This is a genomic window from Paenibacillus kribbensis, assembly GCF_001705305.1.
GTDB classification, from domain to species: Bacteria; Bacillota; Bacilli; order Paenibacillales; family Paenibacillaceae; genus Paenibacillus; species Paenibacillus kribbensis_B.
Window position 1 is genome coordinate 142,922 of the sequence record NZ_MCBP01000002.1, and the last position, 17,163, is coordinate 160,084.

The window sequence follows — 17,163 nt, forward strand, 5'->3', positions numbered from 1 at the left end:
TTGGCCCCTAGGGGGTAGTATGTATGGAAAGCAAAAAAAATGATATTTTACAGGCAGCCATTCGGCTGTTCTCCAGAAAGGGCTATTATTCAACATCTGTTGAAGAAATCGCCAAAGAAAGCGGGATGGCAAAGGCATCCTTTTATAAATATTTTCAGGGAAAAGAAGAATTGCCTCTGGAAATGTGCGTTATTCTGGAGAACAATATTGAACAAGACATCAGAGCACTTTACAGTAAACCCGACCTCACTAATGAGGATAAGCTGCATGATTTTACTGTGCTTTATTTAAGAAATCTTGTGAAAAACAAAGTATACCTGATGATGGATCTTCCCGAGCCGTCTATGCTTATTTTTCAAAATGAACAACTCAACAGCACCTTCGAACAACATGAATACAAATTGTACAAATGGATATGTGACTGCCTGATCGATGTTTTCGGACCAAGTATTGAAGATTATGTATGGGATATTACCTTTGTGCTCAAAAGCGTTGTATTTGAATATATTCGTTTCTTTGCTGACCGAATGAACGATGAAACGATTGAGCATCTTACGCAATTCATCATCTTCTTAATCAAATCCTTGGTAGCCAATCTGAATAGCGCTGATCCGGCTCCTCATTTGTGGAGCCGTCAGGGCTGGATGCCCGAAAGTGTACTAAGCAGTCCCTTCGATCATGGGCGCCAGATCCAAAGCCTCCTCCACTCTCTGGAAGACAGCATACTGTTGTCTACCTTGAGTTTGGAGGATAAGCAGGAGTACCAGCAAATTTTCGCTCTGTTAAAGGAGGAGGCTCTGAAAGCGAGCCCTCAAAAGGGGCTCTTAAAAGCTCTTTTCTCTTACTTGGAGCAGCGTAAGGAACTGCAAAAGGTTTGCCATTTACTCAAAAAATTATTGGACCTTGCACCGGTATCGGAATAATAGCCAATCATTCGGTGCATTATAACAGACTTTCAGACGCCGATAAAGTAAATTTTGCTGAATCTGCTGTAGTTAGTCTGCGAAACATAACTAAAAAAGACTGCTCATTTACATGAGACAGTCTTTTTTAGTTTATTACTGTTATTTAAGAACATGCGAGGAATTATAGACCCGCTTGTTCTTTCAATGTTTCTGCCTTGTCTACGCTCTCCCAAGGTACATCCAGATCTGTACGGCCAAAGTGACCGTAGGCAGCCGTTTGCTTGTAGATTGGACGGCGTAGATCCAGCATGCGAATGATACCTGTTGGACGAAGATCAAAGTTGCTGCGGATCAGTTCAACCAGCTTCTCATCGCTTACTTTACCTGTACCGTATGTATCCACGTTAATCGAAACCGGCGTAGCTACACCAATCGCATATGCGAGCTGAATTTCCACCTTGTCAGCCAATCCAGCTGCCACAAGGTTTTTTGCTACATAACGAGCAGCGTAAGCAGCGGAGCGGTCCACTTTGGTCGGATCCTTGCCGGAGAATGCTCCCCCGCCATGGCGTGCATAACCACCGTATGTATCGACAATAATTTTACGACCTGTCAGACCTGCATCTCCTTGAGGTCCACCAATAACGAAGCGACCCGTCGGGTTGATGTAATATTTGGTTTGCTCATCCAGCAATTCAGCAGGAACAACCGGCAAAATAACCTTTTCCTTAATGTCTGCTTGAATTTGCTCCAATGTCGTATCCTCTGCATGCTGTGTAGAAACCACAATGGCATCGATACGAACAGGCTTGCCATTCTCATACTCAACCGTTACTTGTGTTTTACCGTCTGGGCGGAGGTAATTGAGTGTTCCATCCTTACGCACTTCAGACAAACGTCGTGCAATACGGTGAGACATAGCGATAGGCAAAGGCATCAGCTCAGGGGTTTCATTTGTAGCAAAACCGAACATCAAACCTTGGTCCCCTGCACCAATGTTTTCTGTTTCTTTATCCACTTCAGCAGGATCACGGCTCTCCAAGGCAGCATTAACACCTTGAGCAATGTCCGGAGATTGTTCATTTAAAGAAGTCAATACAGCGCAAGTGTTGTAGTCAAAACCGTACTTTGCACGTGTATAGCCAATTTCCTTGATTGTGTTTCGTACAATGGATGGAATATCCACGTATTCCGATTTGGAGCTGATTTCACCAATGACGAGAACGAGACCGGTAGCTACCGATACTTCACATGCTACCCGTGCATTAGGGTCATTAGCCAAAAAGGCGTCCAAAACAGCATCGGATATCTGATCGCAGATTTTATCTGGATGCCCTTCTGTTACAGACTCGGACGTGAACAAATGACGGCCCTTTACAGACATGAACTTCAACCTCCCATAATTAAAATACATGAGGATTTATATGAGAAATCCTTACATGACGATGGTACTATTCAGGGCACCTTCAAGCCAGCATATGACAGGAAGATATCTTTTCACCTGATTAACAAAAAATGAACCTTTTCCGGTAGGAAAAGGTTGCGTACAAGCCTCAAATGTCATGATATCCTATTTAAAACAAGGTGTCAATTCATATCGCTTAATTACAAGCTTCGAAGTCGGAATAAGTTTGCATGTGAATCATTTTCGACTCACATGCAAACAACTTCACTTCACAAGCTACTATGTTTATGGAATTTGTAGAGATTATTGTAATTTATAATGCACCAAATTCAGATAAGCTACGCTCAGCAGATTGTACCAATCGCTTCGTAATTTCTCCGCCAACAGAACCGTTTTGCCTTGAAGTTAAATCTCGCCAGGCCATATTCCCAGTTCCCGCAAACTCCCCCAATTCCGCAGCGAATTCACTATCAGCGTTGGGATGTATATGTGCATATTGAGGGTTATAGACAGGAAGTCCAAACTCAGCAGCGATCTCATACTTCAAATCATGTAATCTGGCACGGCTTTCGGGAATTAATTGTCTTTGACTTCTTGACGCCATTATACACACCCTCCATTACATAGTATTGTCTTTCATGAGGTTAGTGTGCAGCGATTAGAGATCAATTAGCCAAGAACAATTTGCTATCCCAAACAGTATTTATGAACAAGAGCAGTTACTGTAACGTATAACCGCCTCGCACCATAACGACCAGGCCAAACTTCTGACCTTCTTTTACCTGAATACCTCTTCCTTCTCTAGGAAAAGATAATAAATGATTTTTTTCAACAGCCTGATTATGAACAATTTCCGTTCCAGAAGTAATATCAATAGCACCACTGGCATCCATACTATACACAACAGCATACCCATTACGTAAAATAAATTCCGCTCCAGCTTTGGCAATCAACTTTTGACCAGGCTTTACATCAACAACCTTCAGTTCCTCGGTCTGTTCCACCGATGTGGAAGCTTTGCCTGTGCTAGAGGCTCCCGAAGTTGTTGTACTAGAAGTGGCATTTGTCGCGGGAGCCGCAGAAGTAGTCGTTTTACTATTAGTGCTACTTGCTGGTGTCCCACCTTTGATGGCCTGAGCGATCTTTTGGTCGACATAGCTTTTGGTTACGACCGGATCATCAGCTGTGCCTGGTTGTCCAGAGCTGGAGGCTCCATTTGCTGCGTTGTTCATTAAGGAGCCTGCAATGATTCCTCCTCCAAGTAAAACTGCAGCCAACGATACTTTGTAGCGTGATTTCATGCTGATCCTCCTACAGCAGGTTCATGCCTCTGTAAAAATAATTATATATTAGTATTGTTGTTAGCTTGCTTTAAGAAGAAGCACCTTGCATGGCCCACGGTTTGTTATAAGCCATCTTCAAAGTATCAATACTTGAAACCAAGTCCTCTGCTTGCTGTTCAGCAGTGGTCACTTTCAAATTAGCCTCATAAACCTGAAGTTCAGTAGCCAGGCCTACATCAAATTGCTTTTTAGCCATATCAGCCGCACTTCTAGCGCTCACCAAACCAGCTTGAATTTGAGAGTATTGACTTTCCAAGCCTTTGATGTTGTTATAAATCGTTCTTACAGCTTCTTCAAGCTGTCTCTTTGTACCTTCTGTAGCATACTGAGCTTTCTCAACATCAAGTTGTTGAGCTTCGTATGTCGTTCCTTGAGTATTAAAACTGTAGAGCTTCAAGCTCAATTCAGCTAAATCCACTTTTTGTTCACTTAACCAAATAGCCGTGCTGCTGGTAAGTACTTGGCTCACCTTAGTTTCCACATTATCTTTGAATTCAGAATAAACAGGTTTATCCTTCAATTCGTAACGCTGTTCTGGCTTGTAACCAATCACTTGATTCAAAGATATATATGCACTATCCAGATCTTTTTTAGCCTTGTCTAAAGCAGCTTGATTTTGAGTTAACTGATTGGTTGCTTGAGTCACCTCATAATCACTCGACATTTGATTATCTCGTTTAATTTGTGCAACTTTCAGCTTGCGCTCAGCATCTTCAATATTCAAAGCAGCCAGCTTAACAGCATTTTGCTTTTGAAGAAGCTTGTTATAAAGATCCTTCACATTATATTCAATGCCTTCTTTGGTCATTTCCAGGTTCTTTTTGGCAGCCGTATAGTTAAGGTTAGTTTGGGCATAGCCTTTAAAAGCTTTATCTTGTGCTTCATCACCTGCTTCGGCAGGAACAAAGTCAATATTTTTACCTGTTTCCTTCATAATCTTGCCAGCTTGATCGATATTCACTTCTCCTGTTTTAACGGAGGTACTATCAGCTATAGCCAGCTTAACCGCATCATTATAGGTCAAAGAATCGTTATAGTATGTGTCATAAGTAACTTTAGTCACCGGAGCTGTGAAAGGCTTACTGGACAAGCTATCTCCAGTAGTGCTTCCATTAGCTTGATTTGAAATCGTTACTGTTCGTGTAGTCTGATTCCAATCTACTTTGGCGCCTAATGATTGGCTCACAAAACGCAAAGGAACGAATACTTGGCCCTTTTGAATTTGAGTTGCAGCGTCCAATTGCACAGGTGCGCTGTTCTTATAGGCAAGTTTAGAACCAACATTTAAAGTCAACGTATCTTCATTTTTAGATGCCGTTACTTTTTTAGCTTTGCTATCCCATTCCACTTGCGCTCCCAAGCTTTCAAAGACACCGCGAAGAGGCACTAAGGTTGTATTTTGACTAACCACTGGAGACTGTGTATATTGCTGAGTTACACCGTTAATAATAACCTTTATATCACCTGATTGAGCACCTGCAAGACTGGCAAACGTAGAAGTAAGAGTCAATGTGGACAGTAGTGCCACTCCAAAACGTTTCATAATTTCTCTCCTTTGTCAATAAGGCTAATAAAAGAAAAGGGCTCCAAAAGGAACCCTCTTCTCATCTAATTCAGTTAACTCAAAAGAGCTGCTCTTAATTACTTGTTGTTTTCAACAGTAACTGTTTTTGCAGTTGCATCATAGTTAATGGATGCATCCAGCGCTCTACCTACCCAAGAGATTGGCAGTACAGTACGGTTTTTGTTAGTTACAGCTTTAACGTCCATACGAATCACAGAACCGTTAACAGTCAACAGGTTTGTGTTCAGTTTGATTTGAGCAACAGTGCTACCTTTGATCAGGGTAACTGTGGAAGTTGCTTTGTCAAACAGGATGTTTTGTGGGGATACACCCAAAGCTTCAGCTGCATAACGTACTGGCAAGTAAGTGCGTCCGTTTTCAGCATAAGGAGCTACTTCTGCTGTTTTAGATTGACCATCTACAGTATAAGAAGTGCTTCCCAGTGTGAAGACAGCTTTAGTACTAGTAGCGCCTGGAGCTGGAGTTCCAACAGTTGCGATTGCTACTTCAGCAGCTGCAGTGTTGTTGTCTTTCCAGTTTTGAGTGTTGTCAGTTGCGCCTTTGTATGCAGTGTAAGAAACTGCGCTACCTTTCAGCTTAGCAACGATGTCGCCTTGAGCTACAGTACGGTCAACAGTCAGCTTAGGAGCCGAGATTGTGATTGTACTTGGAGTAGCACTTTCGCTGTCGATGTAGAAGCTCAGACGGCCTTTGTTGCTTTCGCCGTAAGTATCAGTAGATACGCTCTTCACTTTAACGTCACCAGCTGTAACTTTTACTTCTGGAGTAGAAGCAAAACGTACGCCTGTTGGCAATTCCAAGATTACTTCGCGGCTACCGTCTTTCTTAACGAAAGCTTCTTTAGCAGCTTCAGTGATTGTGATGTCGCCAACTTGTTGGTCGCCCAGACCGATTGTCAGGGTTGGTTTGGAAGCAGCAGCCAAAGTAACTGCTTGTTTCACAGTTGCAACCTTAACAGTACCGCTCAGACCTTGGCTACCACCAACTTCAACGTTCAGATCGCCAGAGAAACCTGGTTGTGTAGCAACTTCAACGTTTTTCAGTTTCAGGGTACCAGCATCAGTTGTGCTGTTAACGTTTTTGAAAGTCAGTTTCAAAGTACGTTTGTCAGAGTCAGTGTAAGAAACATCTGCTCCACCCAATCCGTTAGTGTTCTCCATAGAACCTACGAAGTTGCTTCCTGGGCTGTTGCTTTCGAAAGTAGACTGCCAACGAGCACCTTCAGGCAGACGCAAAGTTACAGTACGTCCATTAACAAAAGATTTAGCAACAGTTTCTTTAATTACGATGTCGCCAAGTTTTTGTTCGTCATGACCTGCAAGGATAGTTGATGGAGTAGCAACGGAAACGCCACCACCGATTTGACCATAGCTACCAACTACGAGGGAGCTAACGTCAGTTGTTGCACTACCGGAAATGTTAGCTGTAACATCGCCTTCTTTAGCACTAGTTTCATCATCAACATAGAATTCTACAGGCAATTGGAAAGATGTTTGTTTAGTGCTTTGGTTTTTCAAGGACAAAGTCAAAGTGTCGCCGTCAATTTTAGTGATTACATCACCAGAAGCGATATCACCATAAAGAACGGTTGCATTACCAGCAGTGTTCCATTTGAAACCACTTGGCAATTTGAATTTAATGTTGTTGTTGTTAGCCAAAGAACCAGCAGTTTCTTCTTTAACTTTCAAAGTTGCAGTGAAGTTTTCTTCGCTGGAAACAGTATCAGCTACAGACAAAGATACTTGACCGGAAGAAACTACATTTGCAATTGTAACTTCACCACTAGTCAGACCACTTGCGGAAGCAGCGTCAATAGAAACTTTTACAGGGCCATTGCTAGGTCCAGTAACGTTAACTTTACCAAAGTTCAGGTAAAGATCAGCGCTATCTTTGGAGTTGCTGAAATTCAAAGTTACTTTTGCAGAGTTGTTAGTCAGCTTAGTAACTTCCACTGCATTAGCGTCGTTATATCCAGTAGATGGAATGTTTTCTGGATCGTCGTTATCTTGTGCATCCAAGTATACGCCCAAACCATAAGTATCATCAGTAGCAGTAGTTACGCGACCAACTCCGTTATTAGCGCCAGAAAATTCAAAGCCTTTTGGCAATGTTACTGTAAAAGATGCGCCAGCAGCGATGGAAGCTTGGCTAATGCTAACTTTTGCTCTACCCAATGTAGCGTTAGATTGTGCACTAGAGCTAATGCTAGGAGTGCTCAATGCAGTATAGCTGGAAGCCGCATGGATTGCAGTTGGTGCAGTCAAAGCTGCGATTGGAGCTGCAACACCAGCAACCAATGTTGCTGTTGCCAGCACGTTGATCATTTTTTTATTAAACTTTGTCATAACCTTTTTTTCTCCTCCTTGAATATAAACAGAAATATTATTTTTGTCTTTTTGTCGGATCTTGTCACTCATCAGTCGTTACACCTCCTTTCCGAGCTTTATGAGAACCCTTATAAAATGATATCTGTGACAATATCACAGAAGCTTGGAATCTAGTTGAAAGAAAGCGTCCATTTACGACGTACTCCAGTATTATACAATGTGATAACAATGCCGTAAAGATTTTTTTTAGCGAATTTTGTCTTTACACGCTTTTGTACCCCTTTGTTTCATACTCACCCAATTAGACGTAGCATAGGTTTAAAAAGTTGCGTCAGTTTCAAAAAAAAATTTATTTTTTTTGATTATGTATTCCGCTTTCCACAGTCATAATTATACTATTAAACCTGTTCCTCCGTCATCCTACAACTTTTACCTTATCAGCCTTAAATGTACAAGGGCTTTCCCTGTGCTTTTAAAGCAGCTTTTATTGAAGTATATTCATTGAGAAATATCCATAGAATATATAATGTATACAAAAGATCAAAGATACCTTTGAGCTCTTATACATTTTAAGCAGTAGGTAATGACGGAGTAACAGTATTTATTTTGAATATTACAAAAACAATTACTTCACTATATTAACCTTCGCACCATCTGTAAGCAGACTTATACCTTTAACGGCAATAGTCTGCCCTTCAGTAAGCCCTTTGGTTACTTCAACCTGTTTGGCGCTTTCCTCGCCTGTTTGCACCTCTACCCGCTTAGCTGTGGATCCCTCAACTACATACGCATACTTTTTCCCCGCCTGCTCCGTAATTGCATCCTGCGTCACGAGAATATTGTGTGCAGCTTCTGATTTCATGTAAACATTCACTACCATACCGGATTTGAACTCGCCAGAAGGATTAGGGACTGTTATTTCGACAGGATATGCCTTGAGATCATTATCCATAACGGGATTGACCGCTGTCACTTTAGCTTCAATTCGCTTGTCTAACGAGTCCACCCCTACAGTCACAGTGGAGCCTACATTTAACTTAAGCAGATCCTCTTCAGATACATTTACCTTGGCAAGGATCGGATTGGTGTTTGCAATTGTAGCTACAGCTGATTGAGAGCTGACCATTTGCCCTGTTGTACCTGACACTACGGAAATAGTGCCTGACATAGGGGCTCTTACGACAGCGTCAACAAGCTGACTACGTGCCGTATCCAAAGCAGCCTTGGCCTGATTTACCGAAGCACGTGCTACATCAATACCTGTTTTTTGCTGTGCCAGACGCAAAGATTTCTGAGCATTACTGTATGTTGTTTGAGCACTTTCCTTGGACGTTTGCGCATTATGAAGTGCAAGCTGAGCGTTTTCCAGCGCTGTTTGAGCTTTTCTATGCGTTATTTGAGACTGCTCTAGATCAGATTGCGAAACAGCACCTGCACTAAACAACTGCTGATTTCGAGTTAGCGTACTTTGGGCATCACGCACAGAATTCTGAGCATCTACCAGAGCATTCTGAGCCTGTGTAATAGCATTGTCTTGCTGAACAAGTGCACTTTTAGCTTGGTCTACACTCGATTCACCCTGCTGCACCGATTGTGATGCTCCAGACTCAGCCTGCTTCAAATTAGCCAGTGCAACCTGATAGGATTCTTGAGACTGCGTGATGGAATCCCGAATGTCTTTCTGATCAATCGTAAACAAAACATCGCCTTTGTTTACCTTTTGCCCTACCGTCAAATTAATGTTCTGTATTTTTCCGCTAATTTTCGGGGAAACCTGAGCCGTATCTTTAGGCGCGAAGCTGCCTACAATCCCTGTTGAATCCGCCAGACTGCCTTTAGCTACTTTTGCTACCTGGATTGGAATTGCTTTTTGGGCAGCAGGTGAAGCAGCGGGAGCCTCTCCCCCACCGCAGCCTGCCAATGCAACTGATAAAAGCAATGTCGTGGCAATCAGAGCACTTTTTTTATTCATTATATCTCTTCACCTCATTATTAAATGTGAACACTCTTTTGTTGCAGCTTTGCTTCTTTTTTAAGCTCTCTCTTCGCCTGTCTTTTCAATTTCCGATTTTTACGTTTTTCGATCATATTATCCATGATTACGTAGACTACCGGAATAAGAATCAATGTAATCAAAGCAGCGAAGGACAACCCGAACACAACGACAACTGCCATAGGTGCTTGTGTTTCATTACCATCTCCTGTAGCGAATGCCATTGGAAGCAAAGCAAGTACGGTAGCAAGCGTAGTCATCAAAATTGGACGTAACCGCTCAGATGCTCCATGAATAATGGCTTCATCCCGATCTTGACCTTCTTTACGGAGCTGGATGATGAAATCAATCATAACAATGGCGTTATTCACGACCAAGCCGACGAGCATAATATAACCGGTTAGTGCCGATACGCTAAGACTAGATCCTGTGACAACCAAACCGATAAGCACACCTATTAATGTAGGTGGAACCGAAAACATAATAACAAACGGTGTAAGCAACGATTCGAACTGTCCTGCCATAACCATATAAATCAGCACGACAGATAGCAGAATAGCTATCGCCAAGTTCATAAAAGACTCCATCATTTGTTCATTTTGTCCGCCACCTGTATCTGCACTGTAGCCTTCTGGGAAGTGAGTACTCTTCAAAAGAGCATCTATTTTTTGATTAATGGTAAGAATGTCCCCTGTTCCATCAATATCAGCAGTAATCTGCACTTGACGCGTTTGGTCTTGACGAGAAACAGTATCGGGTACAGTCCGTTTATCAATACTTACTACTGAAGACAAAGGTACATCAATACCTTGTGAAGTGGTAATCCGTAAGGCTTGAAGGTATGACAAATCATGGCGATTCTGTTCTGGCAACGATATCTTCACATCAATCTGATCTTCACCTGTACGATAGCTTGTGGCGACTGATCCATTAAAAGAAGTATTCACTGCAGATAAGATTTGGGTCGCTGATAAGCCATATCGACTAGCAAGCTCCCGATTAACCGTAATCTCATATTCTTCGCGAACCGCACTCAAGGAACTTTTTACATTAACGGTACCAGGTATGTTTTTCACGTCCGCAACGAGATTGTCCGAGAGTTCTCTCAGGACGTCAATATCGTCACCTTTTAGATTAATATTAACTGCCGCTCCACTTGAAAGGCCTGTTGTAGACACCAGTGTAATCTCTGCATCCGGAATACTATCAAATTTCTTACGAAGGCCCTCAACTATAACATCTGTTGGCTGATGCCCATCCTTCAGCGCAACATTTAGATCTGCCGAGTTGGTTGGAGTTGCGCCTGAAAAGGCAGAATTGCCACCAGAACCAACTGTCACTGTCATTTTATCCAGATCAGGAACTTTCAAAATTTCTTTTTCTATATCTTGAACAACCTTTTCAGTTTCTTCCAAGACCGTTCCATTAGGAAGTTTTACGTTAACTGTGAATTCCCCAGTATCGGATTCCGGGATAAATTCAGTCTTAACCATAGGAATCAGAGTCCCAGCTGCAACAAACATTAATAATGTAATGATTAAAACAGATTTTCTATGGTTAATCCCCCACTTCAGTACACGTCGATAGCCACCCTTAAACTTCTCGAAGCCAATATTAAACCACACAATCGGGTTAATACCTTTATAAGTACCTGAAGAGTATATTGATTCATCCGGTACGGTAGGTAACCAACGTGAGCTGAGCATTGGAACAATCAGAAGAGACACCACCAAAGCTGCAATGTGAGAAAAAATAACAGTTAATGCCAGCGGTTTAAATAGAACTCCCGCAATTCCGTCAACAAAAACAACTGGTAAAAATACTACGATCTGCGCAAGTGCAGACGCCATAACGGCATTACCCACCTGCTTGGAGCCATCAATAGCCCCTTGTAGCATGCTCTTCCCTTCATGTCGCTGCCTAAAAATATTCTCAATAATAACAACGGCAAAGTCGACAAAGGATCCCAATCCCAGTAGCAAACCACTCAATGAAATGACGTTGATGGTTTGTCCGCTAAAATACATCATCATAAACGTTGCTACGAAAGAAATTGGAATAACGATAGCAGCAATAATGGTGGAACGTGTACTATTCAAAAATAACAGCAACACAATGGCTGCGATAACAAGCCCCAATATAGCATGCTCTACTAATGAGTTTACGGAGTCGCTAATGGGTTTGGAAGCATCTGTTACCATCTCCAGTTGAGTTCCCGAAGGTAACTCCTTCCGTATTGAATCTAAACTATCCTTCACAGAATTGGCGATTGAAAGGGTATTTCCCCCTGTAGCTTTAGTAACAGAAATATTGATACTTGGCTTTCCATTATAGGTAGAAATGGTTGTAACTTCATCCACAGAATCTTTAACTGTCGCAATGTCCTTTAGCTTAACGCTTCCCTTCCCTACTGGAATTGGCGTTTCAGCCATTTCTGAAACAGCTTTATATTCACCTTGAACCCGAAGTTGGATTTCTGTATTACCTCGGTACACCGAACCAGCAGAACCAGCTATGTTATTGGACGATAGTGCTTGGTTGATTTGATCCAGCGTAATGCCATAGCTTTGAAGCTTGGCCTGATCTACCGTAATCTTCACAAGCCGTTCTTGCCCACCTGACATGCTGACTGACGCTACTCCCGCAATTCTTTCAAGCCGCGGCTCAATAATATCTTCAGCAATAGGCTTCAGCTTGTTAACATCCTGGTCCCCTGTAAAAGAGAGCGTAATAACCGGCGTTGCGTTAAGATCCAATTTAAGTACACGCGGTGAATTTGCCGCCTTTGGAAGAGATCCTCGAACCCCATCAATTTTATCTCGCATGTCGAGGGTTGCCTGATTTATATCTACTCCCCAATTAAATTGAACTATGACCATAGATGATCCTTCTGAAGACTCCGACTGGATCGTATCCACATTCTCAATAGAAGCCAGACTCTTTTCAATAGGTTTGGTCACCAATTCCTCAACTTCTGTCGGTGTCGAGTTCGGAATACTGGTCGCTACCACAGCAATAGGCAGCTTCATATCCGGCATCTGCTCGACAGGAAGCCTTAACGCAAAAATACCGCCCCCGATTAACAAAGCAATAATTAACATAAATACTGTTACAGGACGGCGTATTGAAAACTGAGACATCTCATCACTCCCCACTCATTTCTCTATGTAATATTTAAGCACACTAATCCTCTACTACGAAGAAATAGACGTAAAGTTTCAGTTAAATGTGCAAAAAAAATATATAAGCAAATAATAAACACATTTTGAGATAAATACTTAAAAAAAAAGTAGTTTATTTAAATGCATTCATGGTAATACAAGAACAATAGTACTGTAAACTTTACCATTAGTTATTTGCTCATTGCTATTATGGCATAGGCCCTTAATCCCAGTCAAATAGCTGATTTATAAAAAACATCCCTCCCATGTATATGAAAGGGAATTCCAATTTCGCATGGAGGGATGTTTCAATAAATCAAGCTTATTAAGGATTAGATTTTAGGAAGCAGCTTTTTATCAGCCATAACTTTACCAATAATAATGGCCGCATCGCCACGCAAGGTCAGTGATGTAGGATTAAACATATACCCTTGCTTCAGATCACTTGCATCAACAGGCGAACCAGTGATGAAGCCCTTCTTGGCAATAGCCAGCACAGATGCTTGTGCATAATAATCAATCTTGTCTGCATCTTTAAAGGTTTTGGACAGATTCTTCATGATCTTGTCATGATCTGTTTCCAGCTTCAAATTCAATGCCTTGGCGATAATGACCGCTGCATCTTGGCGCGTGATTACATCTTCCGGCATAAAGATTCTCGGTTGTGAGCCTTTTACAATGCCGGCACGTGCAGCCGTTTCAATATAACGATAATCGTAAAGAGCATCTGCTGATATCGTATTTGGAATGGACACATCGTCAAAATGCTTCGCCCCACTGAAATTAAGAGGAAGTTGCAGGCCTTTAACAATCATGGCCGTGAATTCGCCTCTCTTAATGTAGCTGTCAGGTCCAAAACTATTAATTGGATCCATCGGATTCATGACACCTTTAGCCAGAATAGCCTCAATGTAATCTCTGGCGTACTTGTGCTTAATGACATCACTATACGTTTCTCCAACCTTAGCAACTACATAATAGCCGAAACGATCGAACGGTACTTTAATGGTATGTTTCTTCGGATCTACCACACCACCAATGTTCTGCCAATCTTTAAGATCAGAATCAAAATAGAACACCGTCATTTGTTTCCCTGCATCCTGAGCGATACTATCATCATACGTCAGCGTTAATGTACCGCGCTTGGAAGGCACTAATTCATTAGAAGGATCACGCCAGTAGAAGTTTTTGATCTTACTACTGTCATTTTGCGATTTATTAGCCAGTTGATAAGGATCGGCACCAAAAGTCACCGGATCGTATTCATCTGTTTTAATATCATCTGCTACACCTGGGTCAATCCAGAATACCGGACTCGACATGTTAAAGCGAGTTGGGAATTCTCTGTTAAAGTATCTGCTTCCATCTGCAATCAAGCTCTGCATATCCGATAATGCTTTTTCAGTTTCAAATTCATGACGGTCTACTACACCATCTTCACTATTTGCTATTGCAAAGTACAAAGTATGGCCGGAGAACACCTGATTTTTGAACTGTTGAGGTTGATCGTAATCCCGGCGGATCAGACTGGTTCCTTTTGCAAAGGTAAGTGCCAGATTGCCATCAAACACTTTGTGTGATGTTTTCATGGCTTCCATATATTGCTCGCCAGGGATATTCGTAGGTACATATTTAACAGTGATAGTCTGCTTCAGTTTTTCCTTACCTACTGTAACTACCACGTCAATCTTAGTATCTTTGTTGGCTTTCAGCCCTGTAAAGATAGCTTTATAAGCTGAAGGGTAATCAACAGTGCCGTCATAATCAGAGTCAAACCCCTCTTGAACTGCTGTTTCCTTGCCCACTGTAACACTATCTGCATTAGGTGCATTCACAATAACTTGTACAAAGTTTTGATTCACGATTCTCTTTTCAGGGAGCGGACGCAAAATATCAAAAGCTGTGGATTGGCCGGATACTTGCAGTCGGAAAGTAGCAAATGGTCCACTCTTGCCACTGTTGTACAAAGTAATGTTATAGGCTACTGGTGTTCCATCTTGCGGAACGGTCTGGTTTTTCAGTACAAAGCTGAAATATTTTTTGTCCGGATGATAGTACACAAGCAGATCCTTTAAATCTTTGCTTGTAAATTTATCTGTAGTAGCGCCGGAGTTGTACGTTGTTTTGGCATCTTCTGCTGAGAAAAACTCATTATTCAGCGTCCAGTTCATCTCAGTGCCGTCTGAGCCCTTAATCTCCAGAATATATTGATCTTTATTGGCAATATCACTTAATGAACCATTTACCTGATCTGCTTTACCCAAATCGGCAATACTGAAAGTACCAAATACATTAATATTTTTCAGAGATGTTTTGTAGTTCGTATCATCTACCTTAGTAAAATTAGCATCTTTTGCTTTTGGTGCAATCTCGCTATATTTTGGCGTACTGCTCAAGCCGCTAACTGGTGTAAAAGGAATAATCCCTTGTGTGTTTGGCACCGGAATTACCGGAATATTCGTCTGTGTAAAGTTTACTTTTACCGTATTGCTGTACTCAATACCTGGTTTGTACACAAACTTGATTTCATTATTCCCGTTCGCCAGTGCATTGGCTGCGGCTGTTTCTGAGGAAGCAGCAAGCTTAAAGTCCACTCCTGAGCCATCCAGATCAACCAGCACATTGTTGACATACAAGAATACGTTTCGGTTAGCACCAGTGTAATGAATATCTGCTGTGTTGCTTACATCAAGCAATTTACCTTTAAAGTAACCCAATTGCGTCAGTTTATAGGTGTTCAAGTTTGAGCTGGATGTATTCAACGGAATTTGTTGCCCATCATAAATCGTATCGTATTTCATGAACGGACCCTGCAACAGATTCACCGTTGCTTTAATTAACTTGGTCGAGTCACCATTCAGGTAAAAATTCAGTACATTTTGTCCTTCTTTAGGCAAAGTGTCTACATAAGCAACGATTTTCTTCACTTGTGTTGCCTTGCCATTGATTGTTCGAATCACATCTTGAGGTGACCCTACAGTATGAACCGGTACTCCAGAAAGCTCACTGATTGAAGAAGGTGCACCGTTAACAACGATGAACTCCATACCTACAGGAACAGATGGAGCATCTGTGGTCTTGTTCTTCATAGAGCTTCCAGTTAATTTCATGGCTTCATCTATGGCAGTGGCCTGATCAGACCCGCTTCCATTAATTCTGTTCAACAACTGATTATTAAAATCAGGAAGATAGTTTACATCATCAATGTACGGCTGAGTGCTGCTGCGCAATGTAAATTGAACAGCCGATGGAGCTGGAGGTGTACTGCTATCAGTATAAGTTATACCCAGAGATGCTCTGGTCAAATGATCAATTACAGCCTCTGATGGTACAGTCACTGTGAATGGATACACCTTATAGCCATTTGATGTAACCACATTAGCCGTATCAATCGTGGCATCAATCCCAGTAGCACTACCTACAGCACTGCCATTGTTACTTACATCTGTAAAGCGTGCATTAATCGTAGCTACTCCTGGATCAGATGCACCGCCTGGAACCAAAACCTTACCATTCAAAACAATTCCACTCGTAGATGAAACGGTAAAGTCAGGTGAAGTGGTCAGGTCAGCAGACACATTTCCATCCTTGCTCAAATTCAAATCGGAAAATTCAGGTTTGCCTGTATAGATTGTAATTTCACGCGTAACCGTAAGGGCCTGAGTTCCGTTACCCACTTTAATAGTCACTATATTTTTACCAGGGCTGAGTACAACACTACCTGTTAATCTATAGCCAGTAAAAGAACTAATGTTATACGAGTTACTGCTTTTGGTAGACGTGAGCGTTACACTGTCGGCGTTAGGAGCTGTACCTTGAATGACCACCTTAACGTCATCCGAACCACTATTTCTAGCGTCTGTCAACACAGCTGTTTGGTTCTCTACCAGCTGCTCGGTTGCACCATTCAGCGTGGCAGACAGATCATAAACCTTGGGTCCATCCTGGTACTCTACGTAAATAGAATCCTTCATGTCAGCCGAGTTTTGGCTGCTTTGGAATGTGATTCGGTTCAAACCAGGAAACAGTTTAATGTCTGTAACTTTAAGCGTAGAACCACTAACCGTAATTCCGCCTTTTTGACTCTCATTTTTATTCACCACGTTAAGAGTCGTTCCATTCTTAGAGAGCTGGAATACACTATACGATATCGTGCTTCCATTCACTCCGTTAATCGTTCCGTTAACTGTAATGCGGTCGGTGTTTACCGATCTGGCCGAATCCACATCATATTTTTCATTTGGAAAAATAAAATAAGTTCCTGTCGCAGCATGAGCCGTACCTACCAGGGCCGCCGGCACCAAGCCAATGATGAGACCAACCGTCAGCAACATGGATAGCAATCGTTTCAAATCATTGTCCTCCTTTGATTCTGTCGCACCTTGGGGTACGTAATCATTCAATACTTTTTTTATCGGTAGTGAACATACAAAAAATTAGTAAA

General features: G+C 41.9%; 9 protein-coding genes. 1 reads left to right on the forward strand and 8 read right to left on the reverse strand.

Annotated features, from left to right (window positions below; genetic code table 11):
* Positions 1–23: 23 nt before the first annotated feature.
* Positions 24–923 carry a TetR/AcrR family transcriptional regulator gene (locus tag BAZ21_RS03900; RefSeq protein WP_068497270.1) on the forward strand — a complete coding sequence of 300 codons (900 nt, stop codon included), beginning with the start codon at positions 24–26 and terminating at the stop codon, positions 921–923.
* A gap of 163 nt (positions 924–1,086) precedes the next feature.
* Here BAZ21_RS03900 and metK read toward each other — a convergent pair whose 3' ends face one another.
* The 8 genes from metK to BAZ21_RS03940 all read right to left on the reverse strand — a co-directional run bounded on the left by metK (position 1,087) and on the right by BAZ21_RS03940 (position 17,071).
* Complete coding sequence (gene metK / locus BAZ21_RS03905; protein WP_068497271.1) at positions 1,087–2,289, reverse strand: methionine adenosyltransferase; 1,203 nt, start codon at positions 2,287–2,289, stop codon at positions 1,087–1,089.
* A gap of 334 nt (positions 2,290–2,623) precedes the next feature.
* Positions 2,624–2,914, reverse strand: a complete 291-nt coding sequence (locus BAZ21_RS03910) for an alpha/beta-type small acid-soluble spore protein (RefSeq protein WP_068497273.1) — start codon at positions 2,912–2,914, stop codon at positions 2,624–2,626.
* Positions 2,915–3,029: 115 nt separating this feature from the next.
* On the reverse strand, positions 3,030–3,611 hold the full coding sequence (locus tag BAZ21_RS03915) for a hypothetical protein (RefSeq protein WP_068497274.1): 582 nt from the start codon (positions 3,609–3,611) through the stop codon (positions 3,030–3,032).
* 70 nt (positions 3,612–3,681) lie between these two features.
* A complete protein-coding gene (locus BAZ21_RS03920) occupies positions 3,682–5,196 on the reverse strand; it encodes a stalk domain-containing protein (RefSeq protein ID WP_068497276.1) in 1,515 nt (504 codons plus the stop codon).
* 98 nt (positions 5,197–5,294) lie between these two features.
* Complete coding sequence (locus tag BAZ21_RS03925) at positions 5,295–7,655, reverse strand: copper amine oxidase N-terminal domain-containing protein (protein WP_068497278.1); 2,361 nt, start codon at positions 7,653–7,655, stop codon at positions 5,295–5,297.
* A gap of 535 nt (positions 7,656–8,190) precedes the next feature.
* Entirely contained in the window at positions 8,191–9,537 is a 1,347-nt protein-coding gene (locus BAZ21_RS03930) for an efflux RND transporter periplasmic adaptor subunit (protein ID WP_068497279.1), read from the reverse strand.
* 20 nt (positions 9,538–9,557) lie between these two features.
* Positions 9,558–12,698, reverse strand: a complete 3,141-nt coding sequence (locus BAZ21_RS03935; RefSeq protein WP_068497282.1) for an efflux RND transporter permease subunit — start codon at positions 12,696–12,698, stop codon at positions 9,558–9,560.
* Between the two features lie 353 nt (positions 12,699–13,051).
* Positions 13,052–17,071, reverse strand: coding sequence for an S-layer homology domain-containing protein (locus BAZ21_RS03940; protein WP_068497284.1), 4,020 nt, complete (start codon positions 17,069–17,071; stop codon positions 13,052–13,054).
* Between the last annotated feature and the right edge of the window lie 92 nt (positions 17,072–17,163).

Excerpts from the sequence above, each read along its gene's own strand:
- BAZ21_RS03900 (WP_068497270.1), top strand. The coding sequence starts at position 24 with ATGGAAAGCAAAAAAAATGATATTTTACAGGCAGCCATTCGGCTGTTC.
- metK (WP_068497271.1), bottom strand. The coding sequence starts at position 2,289 with ATGTCTGTAAAGGGCCGTCATTTGTTCACGTCCGAGTCTGTAACAGAA.
- BAZ21_RS03910 (WP_068497273.1), bottom strand. The coding sequence starts at position 2,914 with ATGGCGTCAAGAAGTCAAAGACAATTAATTCCCGAAAGCCGTGCCAGA.
- BAZ21_RS03915 (WP_068497274.1), bottom strand. The coding sequence starts at position 3,611 with ATGAAATCACGCTACAAAGTATCGTTGGCTGCAGTTTTACTTGGAGGA.
- BAZ21_RS03920 (WP_068497276.1), bottom strand. The coding sequence starts at position 5,196 with ATGAAACGTTTTGGAGTGGCACTACTGTCCACATTGACTCTTACTTCT.
- BAZ21_RS03925 (WP_068497278.1), bottom strand. The coding sequence starts at position 7,655 with ATGAGTGACAAGATCCGACAAAAAGACAAAAATAATATTTCTGTTTAT.
- BAZ21_RS03930 (WP_068497279.1), bottom strand. The coding sequence starts at position 9,537 with ATGAATAAAAAAAGTGCTCTGATTGCCACGACATTGCTTTTATCAGTT.
- BAZ21_RS03935 (WP_068497282.1), bottom strand. The coding sequence starts at position 12,698 with ATGTCTCAGTTTTCAATACGCCGTCCTGTAACAGTATTTATGTTAATT.